Here is a 21,035-nt window from a genome sequence, read left to right as displayed (position 1 = left end):
GATTTGAAGATCTGATCATGACATTGAGATTTAGTTCAAAAAAATCCCCGCTAATTTCTTAGCAGGGATTTGTGTATAAGAGACAGCTATTAGCGGCTTTTAGTGTAGGGCTTTAAGCTTTGTTAAATTTTAAATTGGCCAACTAAGTGTCCTAAGCTTTCACCACGCCCAGCTAAATGCTGACCAACTGAAGAGGTGGTTTTACTTGAAATAGTTAGCTCATTAACTATTTCTTGAATAGCAAATACATTACGGTTTATTTCTTCTGTAACGCTACTTTGCTCCAGCGCCGCTGTCGCAATTTGTGTGCTCATGTCGTTAATTGATCTAACTGAGCTTGTTACAGCGCCTAAACTTTCTGAAATAGCACGAGAGGATTCAACAGAGCGATTACAACTACTTTGGCTTGCTTGCATTGCTGCAACTGCATCTGATACTAAATTATGTAGCTCACTCAACATTTCACTAATCTCTAGGGTGCTAACTTGAGTACGACTTGCTAGGCTTCTTACTTCATCGGCTACAACTGCAAACCCTCTGCCTTGCTCACCTGCTCGCGCAGCTTCTATTGCAGCATTGAGTGCAAGTAAGTTTGTTTGCTCAGCAATTCCACCAATTACACTTAGTACGCTATTAATCTTTTTAGATTGATCACTGAGTGAATCAACCTGTTCAGCAGCTAGGTTAATTTCGCCCATTAAGTTTGAAACCTCACAGAGTGAAATATCAACACACTCTTGAGCTTTAGCAACTTCTTGCGTTGCCGCTTGAGTTGACTCTGCCACTTGGTTTGTATTTTGAGCCACCTCATGAGAAGTAGCCGACATTTCGGTAATAGCCGTTGCAACAAGGTCTGTTTCATGATTGTGATTAAGTAACTTGTCTTCAATTAATCGTGTTTGTGTATTTATGTCACCAGAAGCTGTTTTTACATCGTGTGTTACATCAACCACATTAGCAATAATGCCATGTAGCTTACTTACAAACATATTAAATGCTTCGCCAAGTTGACCTATTTCATCATTAGTATCAATGTCTAGACGCTTAGTTAAATCGCCCTCACCTTTTGCAATATCGTCAAGGCTTTGCGCCATGCGCTGTATTGGTTTTACCATTGTGTTTGCGGCAACTAACGCACATATAATTGTTAAAACAACCCAAAATAAAGCAATTAATAATAAGGTCATTACCTTATCATTCATGTGATCTTGCATTGTTGTTTGGTATTTAAGTAGCTCTGCGTCTATATCATCCATATATGCGCCAGTACCAATCATCCAGTTTGTGCCTGGTATCATTGCTGCATAGCCCATCTTTTCAACTAAGCCTGTGGTATTTGGTTTTTGAAAATGATAGTTAAAAGCGCCACCGCCTTTTCTAGCTTGCTCTAATAAGCCCACTATTATTTTTTTACCGTTAGGGTCAGTCATCCCTATTTTGTTTTGCCCTTCAATAGCATCACCTAGTAATGCATGAAAAACACTAATGCCATTGGTGTCGTATATAAAAAAGTAACCACCTTGGCCAAATGTTAAGTCTCTTAAAGCGTTTTTAGCATCTTGCTCAGAGCCATTTGCTAATTGATAGCGAACAATTTTGCTAGCAATTTCAATTTCGGTACTTAGTAACGTTTGCTTGTCACTTATTAACTTAGTTTGAAATGCTTCAAAATTTTGTTGCTGATTTTTATTCTCTAAATAATAAGAACTCAGCATTAAGCTGATCAAAAGTAGCATTAGCGGTAAAATAGCTAGTAACAGCAATTTGTTTTTCAAGCTTAAATTACTCATTTTTTCTCCGAGGTGAATAAAGGTGTGTGTGCAGCAACAACTAAAATCTAGCAAAACTAATATAGTTTGCAGATTTACTTATTTGCCCAAAATAACTTCGCTCATTTATATCGCTTTAAACTTATATTAAGAAAAGCATAGGTAAAATTAGGTAGGACCAAGTTAGTTAGAAGTCAGCTTAGCCATATTATAATCCCAACTCGGCATTTTAGACACCAATAACGCAGAGACCTTAGTCTTAATAAAAATAATTCATCCAACGTTTATCCATTATTTAAAACACTCTCTATAAATAATATCCACGTAGCCTTACTGCTTTTATTTAAGTTAATTAGTTTTAATTGCGGCGAGTTAGATTATTTGTAAGCGAGTATAAATATTGGCCTCAAGGTTAAATTAATATGTAGAGATTAATTTTTTATTAACATATAATAACCCTATCTTCCTAGTAACAAATAACCAGATAGATTAAAACATATTGTTTTGAGCCACTGTTATGAATTAATAAAAATGAATTACTAATGAAATATATTTTATACCTCGTGCTTTTAATCTCTAGTCAAGTATTTGCAAAGCCTGTAAATAATAGTATTGCATTTTACTATTCGTACCCGATGCCTCTAGCCGAAATGACTTTTTATTCTCGCGTTGTAGTTCAGCCCGAACACGTCACTGAGCACGAACTTAATTGGTTGAAACAACGTAATATTGCTGTTTATGCTTATTTAAGTGTTGGCGAGTCTTTTAATAGAAATAAGTCCTCACTTAGTATAAACCCCAACTGGAATAGCCATATTGCCGATTTAGCATCAGCACATTGGCAACAACATATTCAAAGGAGCACTGAGACATTAAAAGCACGTGGTTTTAGCGGCTTATTTTTAGATACTCTAGACAGCTATCAACTTTTAGATGACAAGCACAGTAAACCCGAACAACAAGCTGGATTAGTCACCATAATAAGCTCTCTATCTGAAACTTTTGATAAGCACCTTATTCTCAACCGGGGCTTTGAGTTATTGCCTAAACTCGCTGATTTAGCCAATGATTTAGTGGCGGAAGGTTTATATAGCCATTACAACCCAAACGACAATAGCTATAAACTGACCAACAAAAACGACCAAGATTGGCTAAGCGCACAATTAAAAAAAGCAAAAAACTTAGGCCTCAACGTCCAAATTATTGATTATGCAAAGCCCGATAACCGCCTCGCTATGGCACAAAAGATTATAGACGCAGGTTTTAATCCATGGGTGACAGATGGCCACTTGCAAACATGGGGTACATCATCGATAACACCTGTGCCTAGGCGAATATTAATCCCTTATAATAGCGATATTTCACCCTTAGTTAAAAAATCCGTTCATTCAAAGCTTGCTACAGTCATAGAATACTTAGGGTATATTCCTGATTATGTAGATGTAGCTAAAGAAAGTTTACCTAAAATAGATCCCAGTTTACATGCCGGCATTATTTCTTGGACTACTAGTAATATATTTTATAGTACTGAGATTATTAAATGGCTGGAAGGGGGTTTAAAAATAGTACCGGAGCTAATATTAGGGGAATTACCTCAATCAAATAAATTACTGATTAGTTTAGGCGTAGAAAATATAAATAATGCGCAACCTGGCCCTTATGAAGTTAAATACTTTGCCGATTGGCTAAGAGGTGAAACTACAAAAGCACCTGTAATTATCAGACCAAATTCCCTTAAGTTAACCTCAGACGCCACAGCGTTAATTAGCATTAGTTCAGCAAATGGTAAAATCCTAGCGCAAGGAAGTAAGACTAAACTAGGTGGCATAATAGTAGCCCCTTGGCTAATTGATAATTTACCACTGGAAGGCAGTAAATGGGTGATAGACCCTAAGAACTTGTTAACAAAAGTACTAAATTTACCCACAATATTAGCTCCTGATACAACGACTCTGAGCGGAAGGCGTATGTTAACTTTGCACATAGATGGCGATGGATTTAGTAGCGTTGCGCACTTCAAAGGTAAGCCATACAACTCAGAAGTTATTCGCGATGAAATAATAAAAAGGTACAAATTGCCATTAACATCCTCCATAATACAAGCAGACATAGAGCCTAACGGCTTACATCCAAAACAAAGTGAAGAACTTGAGCAAGTTGCAAGAGATATATTTAAACTACCTTATGTAGAGGTTGCATCACACACATACAGCCACCCTTACTTTTGGAAAGTGCTATCAGGGATACAAAACATAGATGAAGATGATACGAAATACGGACTTAATTTAAATATTCCTGGGTATCTCTCTGTCGATTTAGAAAAAGAAATTTCAGGGTCAATTCAATATATTAATGAACGACTGACGCCAAAGAATAAAAAAACAGTATTAATTCTATGGTCAGGCGATGCGGTTCCAGGACCAAAGGCTTTAGCCATAGCAAGAAAAGCTGGCGTGCTCAACGTGAATGGTGGTAATACTTCAGTAAAAGCTGATAACCCAACTCTTACAAATGTATCGCCAATTGGACGACCTGAAGGTGACTTGTTATACCAAATTTATGCACCCATTATTAACGAGAACGTATACACCAACTTGTGGCATGGGCCTTATTATGGTTTTAAGCGCCTAATCGAAACATTTGAAATTACAGAAAAACCATACAGATTAAAACCCTATAGTATTTACTTTCATTTTTATTCTGGTGAACTACCTGCTGGACTTGATGCCCTGAAATATAATATAGACTACGTACTTGCAAGACCGAATACGCCAGTACATTTAAGCCAGTATGCAAAAATAGCTAAAGACTTTTATTTTTCAGCTCTTGCTAAAAACAGCAATAACGAATGGGTTTTTAGCTCTCAAAGTATTCGAACATTACGTATTCCCAATGATTTTGATGTTCCTAATGTAGCTCAAAGTTCAGGAATATCCGGCGTCACTCAAAAGGGTAATTACATTCATATAACTGATGATTTAGCAAAGCTTAGCTTTGATCACAGCCAAGAAAACAATGTACCGTATTTAGCTTCAGCTAATGTCTCCATGGATAATTGGCAAGTGAATGGAGCTGTCAGTTTTAAAGCCTGGGTGCCTGCTAAAATTGATTTAGTTAATGGGCGTTCTTGTGAGTTTGTTTCTAATGATGGAAAGCGCTTTAAAGGTAAATCAAATGCTTATATCACACAGTTTAGTCTGCCAAAAGGTCAATTCTACGGTTACTTAAAATGTAAAAGAGCTGCTTGATGGTGAGTAATAAAAAACTAAGCTCTTATTGTAAGTAACATATTGATACATTCTTTTATCGTTTTTCTAAGTATAGGTTTGTAGGTTGCTCTTAATAACTCGAGTGGCAAACCAATGGGTTTTATTGTGGTGAGTTAATCAAACCAGCATGTTATTATACCCCTTGAGTATATGGTTGAATTAACATGTAGAAATTAATCTTCCATTAACATATAATAACCCTATATTACTAATACCAAATAGCTAGATAAATTGGACCGCATTACTTTGAGCCACAGTTATAAATTAATTGAAATGAATTACTAATGAAATATTTTTTATACCTAGTGCTTTTAATTTCTAGTCAAGTATTTGCAAAGCCTGTGAATAATAGTATTGCATTTTACTACTCAGCGCCGATGCCATTAGCCGAAATGACCTTTTATTCTCGCGTTGTAGTCCAGCCTGATCTTGTGACTGAGCACGAACTTAATTGGTTTAAACAGCGTAATATTGCTGTCTATGCTTATTTAAGTGTTGGTGAGTCGTTTATTGAAAGTAAGTCTTCACTCGCAGTTAACCCTAACTGGAATAGCCATATTGCCGATTTAGCATCAGCACATTGGCAACAACATATTAAAAGTAGCGCTGCGGCATTAAAAGCACGCGGCTTTAGCGGCTTATTTTTAGATACCCTAGATAGCTATCAGCTATTAGATGCTACACACAGTAAACCCGATCAACAAGCTGGGTTAGTCACCATAATAAGCTCACTATCTGAGACTTTTGATAAGCACCTTATCCTCAATCGGGGATTTGAGTTATTGCCTAAACTCGCTAATTTAGCAAGTGACTTAGTTGCTGAAGGTTTGTATAGCCACTTCAATCCAACCGACAATAGCTATAAAGTGACCAGCAAAAACGACCAAGATTGGCTAAGCGCACAATTAAAAACAGCACAAAGTTTAGGCCTCAACGTCCAAGTTATTGATTATGCAAAGCCCGGTAATCGCCTTACTATGGCACAAAATATTATAGACGCAGGTTTCAATCCGTGGGTGACCGACGGTCACTTGCAAACGTGGGGCACATCATCAATTACGCCGATCCCTAGGCGCATTTTAATCCCTTATAACAGTAACGTAAAACCACTCATATACACTACCGTACACTTAAAGCTTGCGACCATGATTGAGTATTTGGGGTACATACCTGATTACATAGATATGGCAAAACGCGACTTACCTTTGGTTGACCCTAGCTTACATGCCGGTATTATTTCGTGGACCTCAAGCGATGCATTTTACACCCCAACACTTACCAATTGGCTTGAAGCTAATTTAGGTGTTGTGCCAGAACTTATTTTAGGCGAGTTACCACAGTCAACTAAATTACTATTTAACATGGGTATTGAGTCGTTAAACACACTACCTGAAGGTCCATATAAACAAGATAGCTTTGCACCTTGGCTCAAAGGAGAATCCACAACACCTCCCCCTATCGTTAAACCATATTTACTAAAATTAGCAACTAATGCGACTCCTTTAATTACAATAAAATCAGCTGATAACACAATAATTGTACAAGCTGCTAAAACTAAATATGGTGCAGTAGTAGTTGCTCCTTGGCTAATTGATACATTTCCGATGGAAGGCAGCAAATGGGTTATTGATCCGCGTACATTGCTTACTCAAGCAATGGGGTTACCACCTATATTAGTGCCAGATACAACCACCGAAAGCGGCAGGCGAATGCTTACTTTGCATATCGATGGAGATGGATTTACAAGTATTGCCCACTACGCAGGTAAGCCTTATTCAGCAGAAGTAATTCGAGATGAAATAATTAAACACTACAAACTACCGTTAACGTCATCAGTGATCCAAGCTGATATTGAAGAAGGCGGTATTCATTCTAAACAAAGTGCCAAACTCGAAGGCATTGCGCGTAGTATTTTTAACCTGCCTTACGTAGAAGTTGCTTCACACACTTATAGTCATCCCTATTTTTGGACAGCACTATCTGGGCGAAAAAAAATAGATGAAGACGACACAGATTACGGTTTTCATCTAGACGTGCCTGGCTACAACACAATTAGCCTTAAAAAAGAAATTACCGACTCGATAAAGTACATTAATGACAAGCTCGCACCTAAAAATAAAAAAACAGTAATGATGCTATGGTCTGGTGATGCAACACCTGGCCCAAAAGCACTTGAACTTGCTCGTGACGCTGGTGTGTTAAATGTCAATGGCGGTAATACTGATGTAAATGCTGATAACCCAAGCCTTTCTCACATCTCCCCTATCGGTCGCCCTGAAAGAGATTTGCTGTATCAAATTTACGCCCCCATATTAAATGAAAATGTTTACACAAACTTATGGCATGGCCCTTATTACGGCTTTAGACGCTTAACCGAAACATTCGAAATAACAGAAAAGCCATATAGGTTAAAACCTTACACTATTTATTATCACTTTTATTCAGGTGAAGTTCTTGCGGGCTTAGACGCTCTAAAACACAACATTGATTATGTTTTAGCAAGGCCAAATACACCGGTGCATTTAAGCCACTATGCAAAAGTAGCAAAAGACTTTTACTTTTCTGCACTTGCTAAAAACAGTGATAATGAATGGTTATTTAGCTCAAAGTACATTCGCACTCTGCGCATATCTAGCGATTTTGATGTGCCAAACATAGCTCAAAGTGAAGGTGTATCTGGTGTAACTGAAAAAGGTGACTACATACATATTATAAATAACATAGCTCGCCTTAGCTTTGATCATAGCCAAAATAGTAAAAAACCTTATTTAGCATCTGCAAATGTTGTTATTGATAACTGGCAAGTTAACGGACCGGTTAGTTTTAAAGCATGGGTGCCCGCTTCACTTGATTTAATTAATGCACGTTCTTGCGAATTTGTATCTAATTTGGGTGAGCGCTTCAAAGGTATTAATCGGGGTAAAATAACACATTTTAAAATACCTACAGGTGACTTTTATGGTTACCTTAACTGCAACGGATCTGCTCTATAATGAATACTAAAAAGCGCCCTCAGTTAATTTCTATAAAAACAATATTAGCGATACTAGCTGTAAGTTGTTTTGCACTTTATGCGTTATTTCCCCATACCTTATTTTTTGAAGATGATGCACTTTCACAAGATTATACCTTTGAGAAATCTTACCTTAATGCAGCGCTCAATACAGAGCCCGACAACGAAAAGCTTCGCGCTAAATTGGTTGAGCTACATATAGGGCTTAGTGAGTATTCACAAGCCACTAACGAGCTTGAAAAGCTACCTAGAGGCGAGCGCAAAGCAACACTTGAAATAAAGTTGCTTTACTCATTATGGCTAGCAAGTGGTGCTAAAGTTGACGACCGCTTTGAAGAGCTATCATTAAAAATAGGAGCTCATAAAAATTGGAACGAACAAATACTGACAATTGCAAAAGCCGTTGGGTTAAACGCAAAAGTTGCTCAGTATTATCAAAAAAATAAACAGCCACTCCTTGCAGCCGATTACTGGTTAAGCGCAGGGGAACCTGACAAAGCATTCGCTATTTATAAAACAAATATAAATGCTGACATTGCAGCTAAAGCGATTGAAACTGCACTTGGTGCAAATAACCCGGCACAAGCTTATGCATGGTGGAAAACCTATGGCGACCAAGCCAATATTAAACGCACACTTTATTTGGCTAACTTAGCAGGCAATACGGAAGATGCAGCTCAAGCCATTGAAAGTTTATTAAAAGATGAGCCAAATAACACCGAGTACTTAACACAAGCGATGCACCTGCGTTTAGCAAATGCAAATGCAAAAGGGGCAGAGCAATTACTCGCAAAGTTATTACTACAGAGCCCAGGTGACAAAGAGCTACATTTATTAAATTGGAAGATAAAGCGCTGGCAAAACAAGCCTAAAGAAGCACTTCGAGAGTTTAAATGGCTAATGTCTAACAAAGCCGTAACCCCTGCGATGCTTACCGATAGTATTAACGATGCCACCACTCTATATTTATACCAAGATGCTAATGATATATACGAATATAAAGCCCAAAATAGAAATCTAAAAGGAAATGGCTTTGCTAATTGGATGCAAGCTAACGAATTTATTGGTAACACAAAGCAAGAGTTAAATAATATTGAACGCTTTGAGCAAATAAATGGTAAAAGTGCGTTATCACAATATTGGAAAGCAAAAGTACTTCACGATACTGGTAATTTAAAAGCATTAAGAGCTTTGTGGCCTACATATAAAGGGCCTAAAAATGAAGAAGATTTACTTTGGATTGCCCGCGCATTTTGGCTAGAAGATGACTTTTCTACAGCTCTGCAAGTACTAAAAAACAAACATGAAAGTTCTGACGATGAGTTTTGGAGTGCCAATGTAGACATGGCAATGCGAGTCCAAGACAAAGCTCATGAGCTATATGCATTAGAGCAGTTACAACAAATAAGCCCTTTAAGCGTAGGCGACATGCTGCACTACCAACAATTGCGCTTTGAAGGTAGGCCTCAGGAGCTTCTTGATTATTTATGGAAAAGTGAGTCGCAAACTGACCGTCAATTGATTCAAATTGCATTATTAAGCACACAAGTAAATGATGCTAAATCAGTTGCACGTATTCATGCTGAACTTGATAAACAACGATATAATAAAGCTCTCTATCCTGCTTGGTTAATTCTTTCTAATTGGTATCAAAACCAAAGTGATTTAAATTCAGCTTATACAACTTTAAACCGCGCTGCTAAATTAAGCGAATATGACTCTGATGTTGTGCTTGCACAAGGTTGGTTAGCGCTGCAAATGCATGACACTGTAATGATTGGCCGCATTTTAACGCGCTATTCTCAAAGCGACACTTCCTATGCGTGGACGCAGCTCTTAGCTAGCCTATCTATTTATGAAAAATCATATAATAGTGCTTACTTTTATTTGCGTAAATTGGCCATTGCAGAGCCAAGTGACTTAACAACACTGGTTAACTTAGCCGATGTAATGAAACAACTTGGATATTATGCAAATGCTGCTGAACTTAATCACTATTTACTGCAACACTTACCTAAAGATAAATATGCATACAGAGGCTTAATGTTCCGCTGGGCGGGCGCGATGGCTGTTCCTCATTTAATGCAATTAAACACAATGGAAGAACTTGCCCCCGACACTATTGGTGAGCCCCAAACAAACTGGTGGTTAGCACGCCGAGCTGCACAAAAATTAGAGCCATGGCAAAAGCTACAACTTTATATGACCAACGGCGAGTTTAATAAAGCGAAACAGCTTATAGCTGAAGGTTCACTAAGCAAATTAGATGAACTAAACGCCCTACTCTATTTAAAACAACCCTATGCCACCATGCAACGTTGGTACGAAGAACTCACTGGCGAGGCAAATGAATCGCAATTGAGTTTACTCAGGAATGCACGCTCATCCTATTTTAGAGCGCTTGAAATAAACCTATCACCAGAGGCTGGTTTAAACAGTAGCCAGTACGATGTAAACGTTTATTTTCCTTATGCTAATGGGCAATGGAAATTAAGTTTAAGTAATCAGCAAAACCTTGATAACAACGGATTACTGTTTGCGATAGAAGATAAAATGACCTTTGGTCGTTGGTATTTTGATGCAAAAATAGATTCGCACCAAGGCAGCTTAATTAGCCGCCAAGGTCTTAGCTTAGACTCTCGTTATCAATGGGATTCACGAACACAGGTAGGTTTAAAGCTTGAATATAATGTTGAAAACCGCCAATCAGAAGCACTACTTAGCTATGCTCAGCTAGATAAAGCCACGGCCTATGTTAACTACAATATTGATGGTAGACAAAACGTACAGCTATCAGCAGCAGCGATGTCTTTTTCTCGAAGAAGCGATGGCAGCTCACTAATAAACGGCCAAGAATATAATGCTCGTTACCAATACAGCATTTTAAAAGACCGCCCAATTTGGAACGCTTATTTTAGTGCGCAATGGCAAGACTTTGAACGTGTTAATGCATTAATAAATACAGATGCAAGCAGAAGACCGCTAAGAGTTGACCTTCAACCATTTAGACGTTTTGCACTAGGGACTTCATTTGCTTCAACTGGCTCATTAGAACCTCCTTATTTAGGCGCAAGCCCTTCGTGGTTATTTGATATAAGTACTGGCTATCAAACACTTAACGATACAGTAGATGTATCAGTTTCAAGTGGCGCAGGTTGGTCTGTACTGGGCGATGATTTATTTAAATTACAGCTGGGTTACCAAAGTAGTAATAAAGTGGGTAACTCAGATACACAATTACAATTAGGTTATTACGTACATTTTTAATGTTAGGAGAGAGTATGTTTCGTTTAATTATACCGTGTTTGGTATTACTATTATCAGCATGTACCACCAGCAGAGTTGCTGATGATATAGAGCTTAGCCCTTCAAAAACAGTGGCACTAATGCCGCTTGTTAATCATGCTCAAACACCGCTTGCCGGTGAGCGTGCTGAAGATATTTTAGCCAGTATTTGGCAACAAAATAAATTACCAACTCTTATACGTGCACCTCGCGTAAACACCAAAGAGCTTCCACCGCTGGATGATCAATACCGTTTAGACAATGCTATGCAATGGTTAAGCACTCAACAAGCTGACTATGTACTAACAGGCAGCATTGAAGAGTGGCGCTACAAAGCAGGGCTTGATGGCGAACCTGTTGTTGCACTTACATTATCACTCACCGTAAATGGACAAACCACACCAGTTTGGACGGGTACTATTGCTAAAAGTGGCTGGGGCCGCGATAGCATTGCAGCAACAGCACAAGATGTGATTGCCGATTTAATTTCTTATATAGAGGTTAGTGAGTGAAAACACATTTCCTTAGACCAAGAGACGTTCCTGAGCTACAAATATGGGCTGAGGTATTTATATTTACCGCGCTTGCTTTAGGGCTGCCTGTATTATTTAACGCACAGGACCCATTTTGGACTGAGGGAGGGTTTTCGTGGCCTGTACTTGGCCCACTTTTAGTTTCTTTACGCTATGGCTTTTCAAAAGGCTTTATTAGTATTTTATGTTTGCTTGTTGGCCAACTTTTTTTACTTCAAGCAAATATTTTATCACCGCAAAGCGACTTCAATATTAACGCTATGATTGGCTACATTATTGTAATTATGATCACAGGCGAATTTAGGGATGTGTGGGAGCGTACTAATCAACAGCAAAGTATTCAGCTTGAGTACGTAACAGATCGTCTTGAAACATTTACTCGTCAGTATCATTTAATTAATTCATCTCACGATAGAATTGAGCAAATGCTAGCTGGCCATACGTTAAGTTTACGTGAATCACTACAAGCAGTAAGAACCTCTATCGGGCTATTAAAAGAAAGAAGACTTGATAGCGCAGCGCAAAAAATAATCGACTTGTTTGTTGAGTACGGTTCGCTAGAAAGAGCGGGGTTATATAAAGTTGAAAACGACAGTGTTTTAGAACCACCACTTGCCTCTATAGGCAAAATGAGTCAAATAGCAGAAAACGATCCTCTTATATTAGCGATGATTGAAGAAAAAGAATTAGTATCAGTAAAAGACGCAAAAATGGCATCAGGTATAAGTAAATACCATATGGCGATTCCACTTATCGACGTAAATAACACAATTTATGGCGCTATTTTAGTTGAAAGAGTACAATTTTTTGCACTTAAAAATACCACTCTTACACTACTTGCAGTTATGGCTGGGCATATTGGCGATCTACTGCGCCATGAAATAACAAACCCAGTAATGACTTATGAAGAGTATCCATACTTTATTCGCCAAGTTAAACGTGCGAATAAAGAAGCAAAACGATACAACATTCCATCGCAGCTACTAAAAATAAAAGCTAATAATATTACTGATAAATCCACTCAACTTATGAGTTATTTAAGTGAAGCACGCCGTGGTTTAGACATTTATTTGTACGATAATCAAAATCAGGTATTACTGCTATTAATGCCATTAGCTGATGAGCTTGAAAAAGCAGGGTTTATCGCCCGAATGAACACTTGGTGTAAAGAGCGCACTGGTAGCACTTTAGCTGAGCTTGATATTGTTATTGAGCAGCAACTTGCACTACCTATAAGCTCAGATGACATAAAGAGATTGGTTTCACTTTCATGATTATAATTATTGTAGCGGCTATATTAGGGTGTATTTGTCAGTACTTTGCACTAATAGAAGTACTGGAAACACCTGATTGGTTTTTAGCTATATTATTGCATGCTATCGCTAGCATCTTTTTTGCTATTGTTAGTTATGTTTTTATACCTAAAAAATACAAAACGACTCCTTATAGCTCTTTGCTACTCATGTTTTTATTATTGTTTACATTACCAGTACTTGGAATTATAGGTGTTGTAGTAGCGCTTACATTTGCTCTTTGTAAACCTCTCAAGAATGACGAGATAGAAATAGAGGAGCATAAAATACCTGAGCTTCCTTTTGAAGCCAGAGCAATATCAGCAAATCCAACCTATTCAATTGGTGGACTTAAAGCAATTTTGAAGCACGCTAATGAGCCAAATAAGCGTTTAAGTGCTGTAATGGCGGCTCGTCACATGAGTGACTCACAAGCTATTCCTATTTTAAAGCTAGCACTTAAAGATTTAGAAGATGATATTCGCTTGCTCGCCTACTCAACCCTTGATGGTAAAGAAACCAAACTTAACGAAAAAATCAGTTTGTATCAGCAAGAAATAGCAGTTACAACTAAGCAGCCAAAATTGAGTCATTTACAAAAACAGCTAGCCGAACTTTATTGGGAACTGAGCTATTTAGGCTTAGCACAAGGCGCACTGCGTAAATACGTTTTAGAAAAAGCAGAAGCACTTGCATTGCAAAGTATTGAGCACGTAAAAACACCTGCAACTTTTATATTTTTAGGGCGTATATCTTTAGCCTTAGACAAATACGAAATAGCCCATGAGTATCTACTTAAAGCAACTGAGTTTGGTATGGCAAGGCGCCATGTATTGCCTTATAAAGCCGAAGTTGCCTTTTGTATGAACAAGTTTGACGACTGTAAACGCTACTTAAAAGAACTCCCAGAACAACCTAAGGGCAGTGAATTACGTCATTTGCAGGAGTATTGGCATGAGTAATAAAAATGCAGACATTTTACTGCTTTTAGAAGGCACTTACCCTTATGTACGTGGTGGCGTATCTAGCTGGGTTCATCAAATAATTGAAGGGTTACCTCATTATAACTTTGAGCTTGTTTTTATAGGTGGAGCACCAGAGCATTATGGCGAGATTCAATATACTTTGCCTGAAAACGTTACCAAGCTGCATGTTCATTATTTAGTGGAAAATGACACATCTGAAATAAAAGCTAAGCATGGCGTTAAATATAAAAAAGAGCTCTTTGATTTTTGGCAGCAACTACAAAATTATTTTAGGGATTGTGATGAGCCCATCCCAACTGAGTTATTAAAGTTTGCATTTGAGACTTTGGCTAAAAAAGACGGTATTAACGAAGCCGACTTTTTATATAGTGAATCATCGTGGCAAGTACTCACCAATTACTATTCAACTTTTTGTGATGAATCCTCTTTTATTGACTTTTTTTGGTCATACCGCAATTTATATAAACCGCTATTTAAAATAGCCGAAATTGCACGTGGACTTCCAAAGGTTAAACTTATTCACTCAATATCTACTGGGTATGCTGGTATTTTAGGATCTGGTGCCAGTGCAATAAGCGATACTCCCTTTTTGTTGACCGAACATGGTATTTACACCAAAGAGAGAAAAATAGATCTTATTCAAGCCAGTTGGATTAAAGAGTCTGAGCAAAGCCTAGGTAAAAACTTAAATACCGAGATGGGCTTTATTCGCCGTATGTGGATCAGCTTTTTTGAGCAAATCGGCCGAACAACATACCAAGAAGCAGATAAGGTCATTTCGCTATACGACGGTAACAGGCAGCGCCAAATAAAGGATGGTGCAGCGCCTGAAAAAGCATTTGTTGTACCTAATGGAATTAAAACAGTGCGCTTTATTGAAGCGCTTAAGCAGCGTCCAAAACAGATACCATCAGTTGTTGGATTAATTGGACGTGTAGTGCCTATAAAAGATATTAAAACCTTTATACGTGCGATTAAAGAGGCACAATCGATGCTGCCTGAAGTAGAAGGCTGGATCATCGGCCCTTATGAAGAAGACCCGCAATATTACAAAGAGTGTGAACTACTTGTAGGCAGTCTTGATTTACAAAGCAGTGTAAAGTTTTTAGGTATGCAAGATATTACCAAAATTTTGCCTAAGCTCGGAATTGTAGCTTTAACCTCGATTTCCGAAGCGCAGCCTTTAGTACTTTTAGAAGCAATGGCGGCCGGTGTGCCTGTACTTGCTAGTGATGTTGGCTCGTGCCGCGAAATAATCGAAGGCGGAACCGATGAAGATAAAGCATTAGGTAAAGCCGGTGAAGTTGTCTCAATTGCTTCACCTAGCGAAACAGCACAACAAATATCAAACATGCTAACAAATGAGCAAGTTTGGCTTGAGTATCAAAAAAGTGGTTTAGACCGCGTACAAAAATTTTATGACGAGAGCCACATGTTTGCCCGTTACGATAAACTTTATAAGGATACAATGGCATGGCCGGAATAGGTTTTGAGATACGAAAAATTCTCAAAAAAAATACCCTGCTCTCAGTTTTTGAAGCATACGGCTACGCGGGCTTAATAGGCTCAGGCCCTTGGCTGCTCTCTATTGTAGCGTTAATGCTAATTGGTATTTTAAGTTTAGGCGTTGTATTACCCAAAGTACTTATTATTCAGTTTTTAACGCTTGTTACCTACATGATGGCAGCTTCACTTATTTTAACGGGTGACTTGCAGTTATTATTAACTCGATTTATTGCAGATTTGTTTTTTCAAAAAGAAGAGGCAAAAGTACTGCCTAATTTACTTGGTGCGCAACTTATAACAACAATAGCCGCATTATTGGTGGGCTTGGCTGTATGGCCTATGCTCCCTATACCCGTTGTTACTAAGATTATAATTTTAGGTGCCTTTGTAAGCTTATGTAATCAGTGGCTTGGCGCTATTTTTCTATCGGGTATGAAAGAATACCGGTTGATTTTGATTACCATGCTAAGTGGTTATGCCTTTATGGTACTGCTTGCATATTTATTAAGAGACTGGCAGTTAGACGGCTTGTTTTTTGCGTTTTTTGCAGGCGAAGCTCTACTCTTTTTTAGCTTTTTGTTTATGATTATTCGCCGCTACCCAGGTGAAAAACTTATAAGCTTTGACTTTTTAAGCAATAAAAAAGTTTATTACAGCCTATTCTTTTGTGGTCTGTTTTATAACATTGGTGTGTGGGCTGATAAGATCATCTTTTGGTATTCACCAAGCACATCAATACAAATTATTGGCACGTTAAGAGCCAGCCCAATTTACGACTTACCTATATTTTTAGCCTATTTGTCTATTATTCCCGGTATGGCAGTATTTTTAGTAAAAATGGAAACCGACTTTGTAGAAGAATACGACCGTTTTTACACAGCTATTCGAGAGGGTTCATCGTTAGAAGAGATTTACTATTTAAAAGACAATATGATCCAAACTGCACGTGCCGGTTTATACGATATATTTAAAATTCAAGGTATTACCGTTGCCTGCTTATTATTATGGGGCGAGCAAATACTTACCTTTATTGGTATTGATCCAAACTATAAAACGCTTTTATTTATTGATGTAGTTGGTGTGGGTGTACAAGTTATATTTTTGTCTATTTTAAATATTTTGTTTTATTTAGATAAACGCTCAACCGTCCTATTTTTAGCGGGGCTATTTTTGGTAATAAACGTTGTTTTAACTTTGCTATCAATCGCTTTTGGGCCGCAATTTTATGGTTACGGCTTTGCTCTCTCAACTATTGTTACCTCTGTTGTTGGGTTATTTTGGCTTTCTAAACAATTTGAAGATTTAGAATACGAAACGTTTATGCTGCAATAGCATAATATAAAGGCTGCTTATGCAGCCTTTATATTTAAAGCTTTTCGTACAAAATTAAAATAATTAATTATTGGAAAGCGGCTGATACACACCATGTTTATAGCTCATATAAGCGCCTCAGTTTAAAGCAAAAAAGACTAGCTCAGTAAATGTATAAAATGTTTATAAAACAAAGGGCTTATAAAAACCAAGCCACCCTACCTTGGCTTAGCTAATCTCTTGTACAATTAGACTTAACTAGTTTAGCTTTATGCTAAATGAGGTAGCCGTTGCCATTACTTACTCACCCATCGCGCTTTAAAGCCACGCGTATCAACATGTATAAATGCGCCTCTGTGCGACTTAGGCCCATAAATACCTAAACCACCTAGCAAACCTTTAAATGATTCACGTCTAGCTAACGACTCCACTATATCGGCCATCGCGTTAGCGTCACCAATTGAATACTTACCGTCATTATTTATATCATCCATACGGTAGTTGCCATCGTTATCTATAAAAATATCGGCAGCATCACCAAATACATGTCGGCTAAGTTTTACATTGCCAATTGATTTGTTGTAGTACGGAGTTCTATAACCGCTCATAACCACCATATTACTAACCGGTATACCTTCTAAAATCAGTTCTTTGCGTATTTTTTCTAGTTTAAGTAACAATTTATTTTGTAAAAATAAATACTTTGGGTACTTACTTCGCTGCTTACTAACAAATTCTTTTAGTGAAAAGTGAGGTGATATTTTTACGTTTTCATTTTCAGGCGTTACCTTAACAAAGCCATCGGGCACTATGTAGTGTGAAGAGTCTTTAATCTGTGAAGGTTTAGGATAGTGCCCAATGTGGTAATACTTGAGCTTTCCTCCTTCAACATTGTCTGCCGGTACTTTTACAAATACGTTGATTTTCATACGCTGTTTTTTATCGGGCGACTCAATAATTACCGTTGTTAAACCAGGCTCTTTGGGTGCTTGCCATTGCCAGCGGTTGGTGTCTGTAAGCTTAGATTTTCCTTGAGTGTTAATTAGCGTGTAAGCATTTTTTGATTGCGCAAAAAGCACTTCAAACTCAACTTGCTCTTTGGGCATTACAAATACTGAAAACACCGAATATGGCATAACTATGTCGTTAATTTTTAGGCTAAATTCTGCATCTTCAAAGTTGGCTTTATTTTTTATATCAACTACCTGATGCGCAGGCTTTATAGGCGCGGCAGCAAATACACTATTGCTAAATATAATTGTGAATATGGCAATAGAAATATAATGAATAAATTGCATAAACCCTCTCATTATTTATTTTTTAATAAAGCGGCAATCACCGACTGTTCATCATTTTTTAATAGCGCTTTTTTATCGCGTTGATATATGTCATCTCTAAAGTTAACCAGCTTATTTTCGTCAACCCATGCAGTCCAATAAACTAAATGAATAGGAAGAGGCTCATCTAAATAAAACGTCTGAGTACTATTTTGAGCAAGTGCGCTGTCCATATTATTGAGTGTTTGCACTTCTCCTTCGTGCTTAATAATTTCACGCGCTAACGAAAAAGGCTTTTCTATTCTTATACAGCCATGCGATAAAGCTCGGTTTGCTTGGCTAAAACGGTGCTTTGCTGGTGTATCGTGAACATAAATTGCTTCGGCATTGGGGAATAAATACTTAACTTCCCCTAGGGGGTTTTCTTCACCAGCACGTTTTACTAAAAAGTGATCAAATTGGTACGGCTTAATAGAATCCCAATCAATATTGCTTGGATTAACAGTTTGTGGGTCTAGGTAGCTGTTTTTTCTAATTTCAATATTATTTTTTACAAGATAGTCAGGATCCTCGGCTACCTTTGGAGCAATTTCTTTGGTGGCAATTGAGGTGGGTATACGCCATTCAGGATTAACTACAAACTTTTCTATTTCGTCGCTAAATGCAGGTGTTTCCCAACTTGGTTTACCTACAATTACGTTATTTTTTAATTTTACATCGCCAGCTTTTACAAATCGTAAGCTGTATTCTGGAATATTTACATACACATACTGCTCATCACTTGCGCCTGCAAAGTTAGTTATTCTATAAAAGTTAAGTTTTAATTTGTCGAGTTTTTGTTGTGCGGGCACATTAAGCGATGCAAAAGTACGCTTACCCACTCGGCCATCAACTTTTAAACCATGGCGGCTTTGAAATTGCTTAACAGCTTGCTCTATATCTTTATCAAACGTGCATATAGCTTCGTCGCACACATTAGTTTTTAAGTCACGCTCTTGATATAAACGCTGTGCAAGCAAGCTCACCTGTTTATTATTACTGCCTAGTTCAAGCAATTCATCGTTATATAAGTGTGTAAAACCACCTTTGTTAACTATTTCTTGATACCAATTAATGGCTTTTTCTGTACGTTCAATTAACTGCGCTGAATATTGGTCAAAGTAGTAGGTGTCATCAGCTTGCACGTACTTTTGTGAGTTGTAAGTAGTTAGTGAAGAGTTAGCGAGTACCACACTTTCAAGCTCATTGGCAGCGATTGTTGGTGCTGAGCATAATCCGCTCATACCAATAAACAATGCAGTTTTTAAAGTAAAACCCTTTGCTTTAGTAAGCGCTTGATTTGAAAATGACCCCTTCACTGTGTACCTCCTCGCTAAATATCGTTGATAAATGCTTATGTACTTACCACTAAGTAGTACACTGGAGGTGCAACGGTAATGCCAAATTAAAGTCTCAAAATAAACAATTGAAATTTAATGACTTTTTAAAAAATATTATTCTAAACGTTAATAAATTAAACTAGAGAATATGTAATTACTATGCTCAAGTGTGTAAAGTTGCTATGGCAATTAATCTTTTAAAAAAGCTAAAAAACCACGTTCATAACGACTCAAGTACTTTGTTTTTCGTGGTAATGAAAGAGACTCTCTCCACGCAGTTTGAGTATCTTCATCTTCTTTACACAGCGTAATTAAATCGGGATGCACATAAGATTTGCGTGCTATAGCGGGAGTATTACCAAGTTGCTCAGATACGCTATCAAGCATGTTTTTTAAACTAAGCGCCCCTTTAGCTTTAGCTAATTGTTTGAATGCAATAACGCTTGCTCGCCAAGTTCTAAAGTGTTTTGCACTAAACTCCTCGCCCATTATTTGCTGAATGTATTGGTTTATTTCACTTGATGTAACATTTGTGCGCTCACCTTCATTTATATACTGAAATAAATGCTGCCCGGGTAAATCTTGTAAGTCTTTTATAACATGGCTAAGCACCCTGTCGGTTATATTTACTTCACGCTCTTTACCTGATTTGGCACGATATTTTAGCTGAATATTTTTGCCCGTGAGTTTTGCATGGCGTGTTCGTAATGTTGTCGCACCAAAACTTTTATTTTGCTTTACGTTACGCTCGTTACCTACCCTCAATGCACCTAAATCCATAAGTCTTACAACTGCCGCTAAAGTGCGCTCAATATTAAGCTCATCGCCTTGTAAGTCTGTTTCTAAACGCGCTCTTAACAAAGGGAGTTTATTACCAAATACTCCACATGCTTGGTATTTTTTTGCTTCTTGTTGCGCCCTAAATTCAGGATGGTAGCGGTATTGCTTTCGCCCCTTACTATCAAATCCTGTCGCTAAAATATGTCCGTTTTCTTCTGGGCAAAACCAAGCGTTTTTATAGGCAGGCGGAAATGCCAATCCATTCAAACGATCAATCACATTTTGCTCTTTTATTTGCTTACCGATTGGATCAAAGTAAAGCCAACTTTTATGTTTAAGTTTACGAGTGATCCCTGGTAAATTATCGTCTACATAAATTAGCTTCATTAACCCTCCAGTTATATTTAAGCATGCGTCGGAATACAAAATGTATCACTTTAAAATAACCTTAAACTGAACAAGATTATTGATATATAATAAAAAACCAACAACAATTATAAATACTTAATATATATTAATAATTCTATTTAGGTTTTCGTAAATGTAGGTCGAACTTACGCGCCAGCAACAAGCCTATTACGATTAAACTCAATGCACTTAGCGCTAAAAAAAGCTACTTGAGATAGATTTATTAC

At 37.6% G+C, this 21,035-nt stretch carries 12 protein-coding genes; 8 read left to right on the top strand and 4 right to left on the bottom strand.

All coding sequences use genetic code 11. The features are described 5' to 3' along the window. Window positions 1-122: 122 nt before the first annotated feature. Entirely contained in the window at window positions 123-1,790 is a 1,668-nt protein-coding gene (locus tag GQR47_RS13380) for a methyl-accepting chemotaxis protein (protein WP_024597297.1), read from the bottom strand. 521 nt (window positions 1,791-2,311) lie between these two features. Here GQR47_RS13380 and GQR47_RS13375 point away from each other — a divergent pair. The 8 genes from GQR47_RS13375 to pelG all read left to right on the top strand — a co-directional run bounded on the left by GQR47_RS13375 (window position 2,312) and on the right by pelG (window position 16,985). Next, a complete protein-coding gene (locus GQR47_RS13375; RefSeq protein ID WP_024597298.1) occupies window positions 2,312-5,017 on the top strand; it encodes an endo alpha-1,4 polygalactosaminidase in 2,706 nt (901 codons plus the stop codon). 305 nt (window positions 5,018-5,322) lie between these two features. Next, window positions 5,323-8,031 (top strand): endo alpha-1,4 polygalactosaminidase, encoded by a 2,709-nt coding sequence (locus tag GQR47_RS13370; RefSeq protein WP_024597299.1) that lies wholly within the window; start codon window positions 5,323-5,325, stop codon window positions 8,029-8,031. Next, window positions 8,031-11,318, top strand: coding sequence for a tetratricopeptide repeat protein (locus GQR47_RS13365; RefSeq protein WP_024597300.1), 3,288 nt, complete (start codon window positions 8,031-8,033; stop codon window positions 11,316-11,318). Before GQR47_RS13370 ends, GQR47_RS13365 begins: the two co-directional genes overlap by 1 nt. A gap of 14 nt (window positions 11,319-11,332) precedes the next feature. Further along, the gene (locus tag GQR47_RS13360; RefSeq protein WP_024597301.1) at window positions 11,333-11,848 is read left to right on the top strand and encodes a hypothetical protein; all 516 of its coding nucleotides are present in this window, start codon (window positions 11,333-11,335) and stop codon (window positions 11,846-11,848) included. Further along, window positions 11,845-13,143, top strand: coding sequence for a PelD GGDEF domain-containing protein (locus GQR47_RS20645; RefSeq protein ID WP_024597302.1), 1,299 nt, complete (start codon window positions 11,845-11,847; stop codon window positions 13,141-13,143). The genes GQR47_RS13360 and GQR47_RS20645 overlap by 4 nt, the downstream gene beginning before the upstream one ends. Then, entirely contained in the window at window positions 13,140-14,123 is a 984-nt protein-coding gene (locus GQR47_RS13350; RefSeq protein WP_024597303.1) for a hypothetical protein, read from the top strand. Before GQR47_RS20645 ends, GQR47_RS13350 begins: the two co-directional genes overlap by 4 nt. Then, window positions 14,116-15,633: a GT4 family glycosyltransferase PelF gene (pelF, locus tag GQR47_RS13345; protein ID WP_024597304.1), complete on the top strand. Its 1,518-nt coding sequence runs from the start codon at window positions 14,116-14,118 to the stop codon at window positions 15,631-15,633. The genes GQR47_RS13350 and pelF overlap by 8 nt, the downstream gene beginning before the upstream one ends. Continuing rightward, window positions 15,621-16,985 carry an exopolysaccharide Pel transporter PelG gene (gene pelG / locus GQR47_RS13340; RefSeq protein WP_165723900.1) on the top strand — a complete coding sequence of 455 codons (1,365 nt, stop codon included), beginning with the start codon at window positions 15,621-15,623 and terminating at the stop codon, window positions 16,983-16,985. The genes pelF and pelG overlap by 13 nt, the downstream gene beginning before the upstream one ends. 275 nt (window positions 16,986-17,260) lie before the next feature. On the opposite strand, the gene GQR47_RS13335 is transcribed toward pelG, so the two are convergent. The 3 genes from GQR47_RS13335 to GQR47_RS13325 form a co-directional block, all read right to left on the bottom strand. Beyond that, a complete protein-coding gene (locus GQR47_RS13335; RefSeq protein ID WP_024597306.1) occupies window positions 17,261-18,262 on the bottom strand; it encodes a D-Ala-D-Ala carboxypeptidase family metallohydrolase in 1,002 nt (333 codons plus the stop codon). A gap of 11 nt (window positions 18,263-18,273) precedes the next feature. Beyond that, a complete protein-coding gene (locus tag GQR47_RS13330; protein ID WP_024597307.1) occupies window positions 18,274-19,599 on the bottom strand; it encodes a L,D-transpeptidase family protein in 1,326 nt (441 codons plus the stop codon). Window positions 19,600-19,809: 210 nt separating this feature from the next. Then, window positions 19,810-20,787, bottom strand: coding sequence for a DNA topoisomerase IB (locus GQR47_RS13325; RefSeq protein WP_024597308.1), 978 nt, complete (start codon window positions 20,785-20,787; stop codon window positions 19,810-19,812). Window positions 20,788-21,035 lie beyond the last annotated feature (248 nt).

Origin of the sequence: Pseudoalteromonas sp. Z1A2 (assembly GCF_011378755.1) — a bacterium.
Lineage (GTDB): Bacteria > Pseudomonadota > Gammaproteobacteria > Enterobacterales > Alteromonadaceae > Pseudoalteromonas > Pseudoalteromonas distincta.
The sequence above is the reverse complement of the archived record's forward strand: the minus strand, read 5'-3'. Positions and strand labels throughout refer to the sequence as shown.

Excerpts from the sequence above, each read along its gene's own strand:
- GQR47_RS13380 (WP_024597297.1), bottom strand. The coding sequence starts at position 1,790 with ATGAGTAATTTAAGCTTGAAAAACAAATTGCTGTTACTAGCTATTTTA.
- GQR47_RS13375 (WP_024597298.1), top strand. The coding sequence starts at position 2,312 with ATGAAATATATTTTATACCTCGTGCTTTTAATCTCTAGTCAAGTATTT.
- GQR47_RS13370 (WP_024597299.1), top strand. The coding sequence starts at position 5,323 with ATGAAATATTTTTTATACCTAGTGCTTTTAATTTCTAGTCAAGTATTT.
- GQR47_RS13365 (WP_024597300.1), top strand. The coding sequence starts at position 8,031 with ATGAATACTAAAAAGCGCCCTCAGTTAATTTCTATAAAAACAATATTA.
- GQR47_RS13360 (WP_024597301.1), top strand. The coding sequence starts at position 11,333 with ATGTTTCGTTTAATTATACCGTGTTTGGTATTACTATTATCAGCATGT.
- GQR47_RS13350 (WP_024597303.1), top strand. The coding sequence starts at position 13,140 with ATGATTATAATTATTGTAGCGGCTATATTAGGGTGTATTTGTCAGTAC.
- pelF (WP_024597304.1), top strand. The coding sequence starts at position 14,116 with ATGAGTAATAAAAATGCAGACATTTTACTGCTTTTAGAAGGCACTTAC.
- pelG (WP_165723900.1), top strand. The coding sequence starts at position 15,621 with ATGGCCGGAATAGGTTTTGAGATACGAAAAATTCTCAAAAAAAATACC.
- GQR47_RS13335 (WP_024597306.1), bottom strand. The coding sequence starts at position 18,262 with ATGCAATTTATTCATTATATTTCTATTGCCATATTCACAATTATATTT.
- GQR47_RS13325 (WP_024597308.1), bottom strand. The coding sequence starts at position 20,787 with ATGAAGCTAATTTATGTAGACGATAATTTACCAGGGATCACTCGTAAA.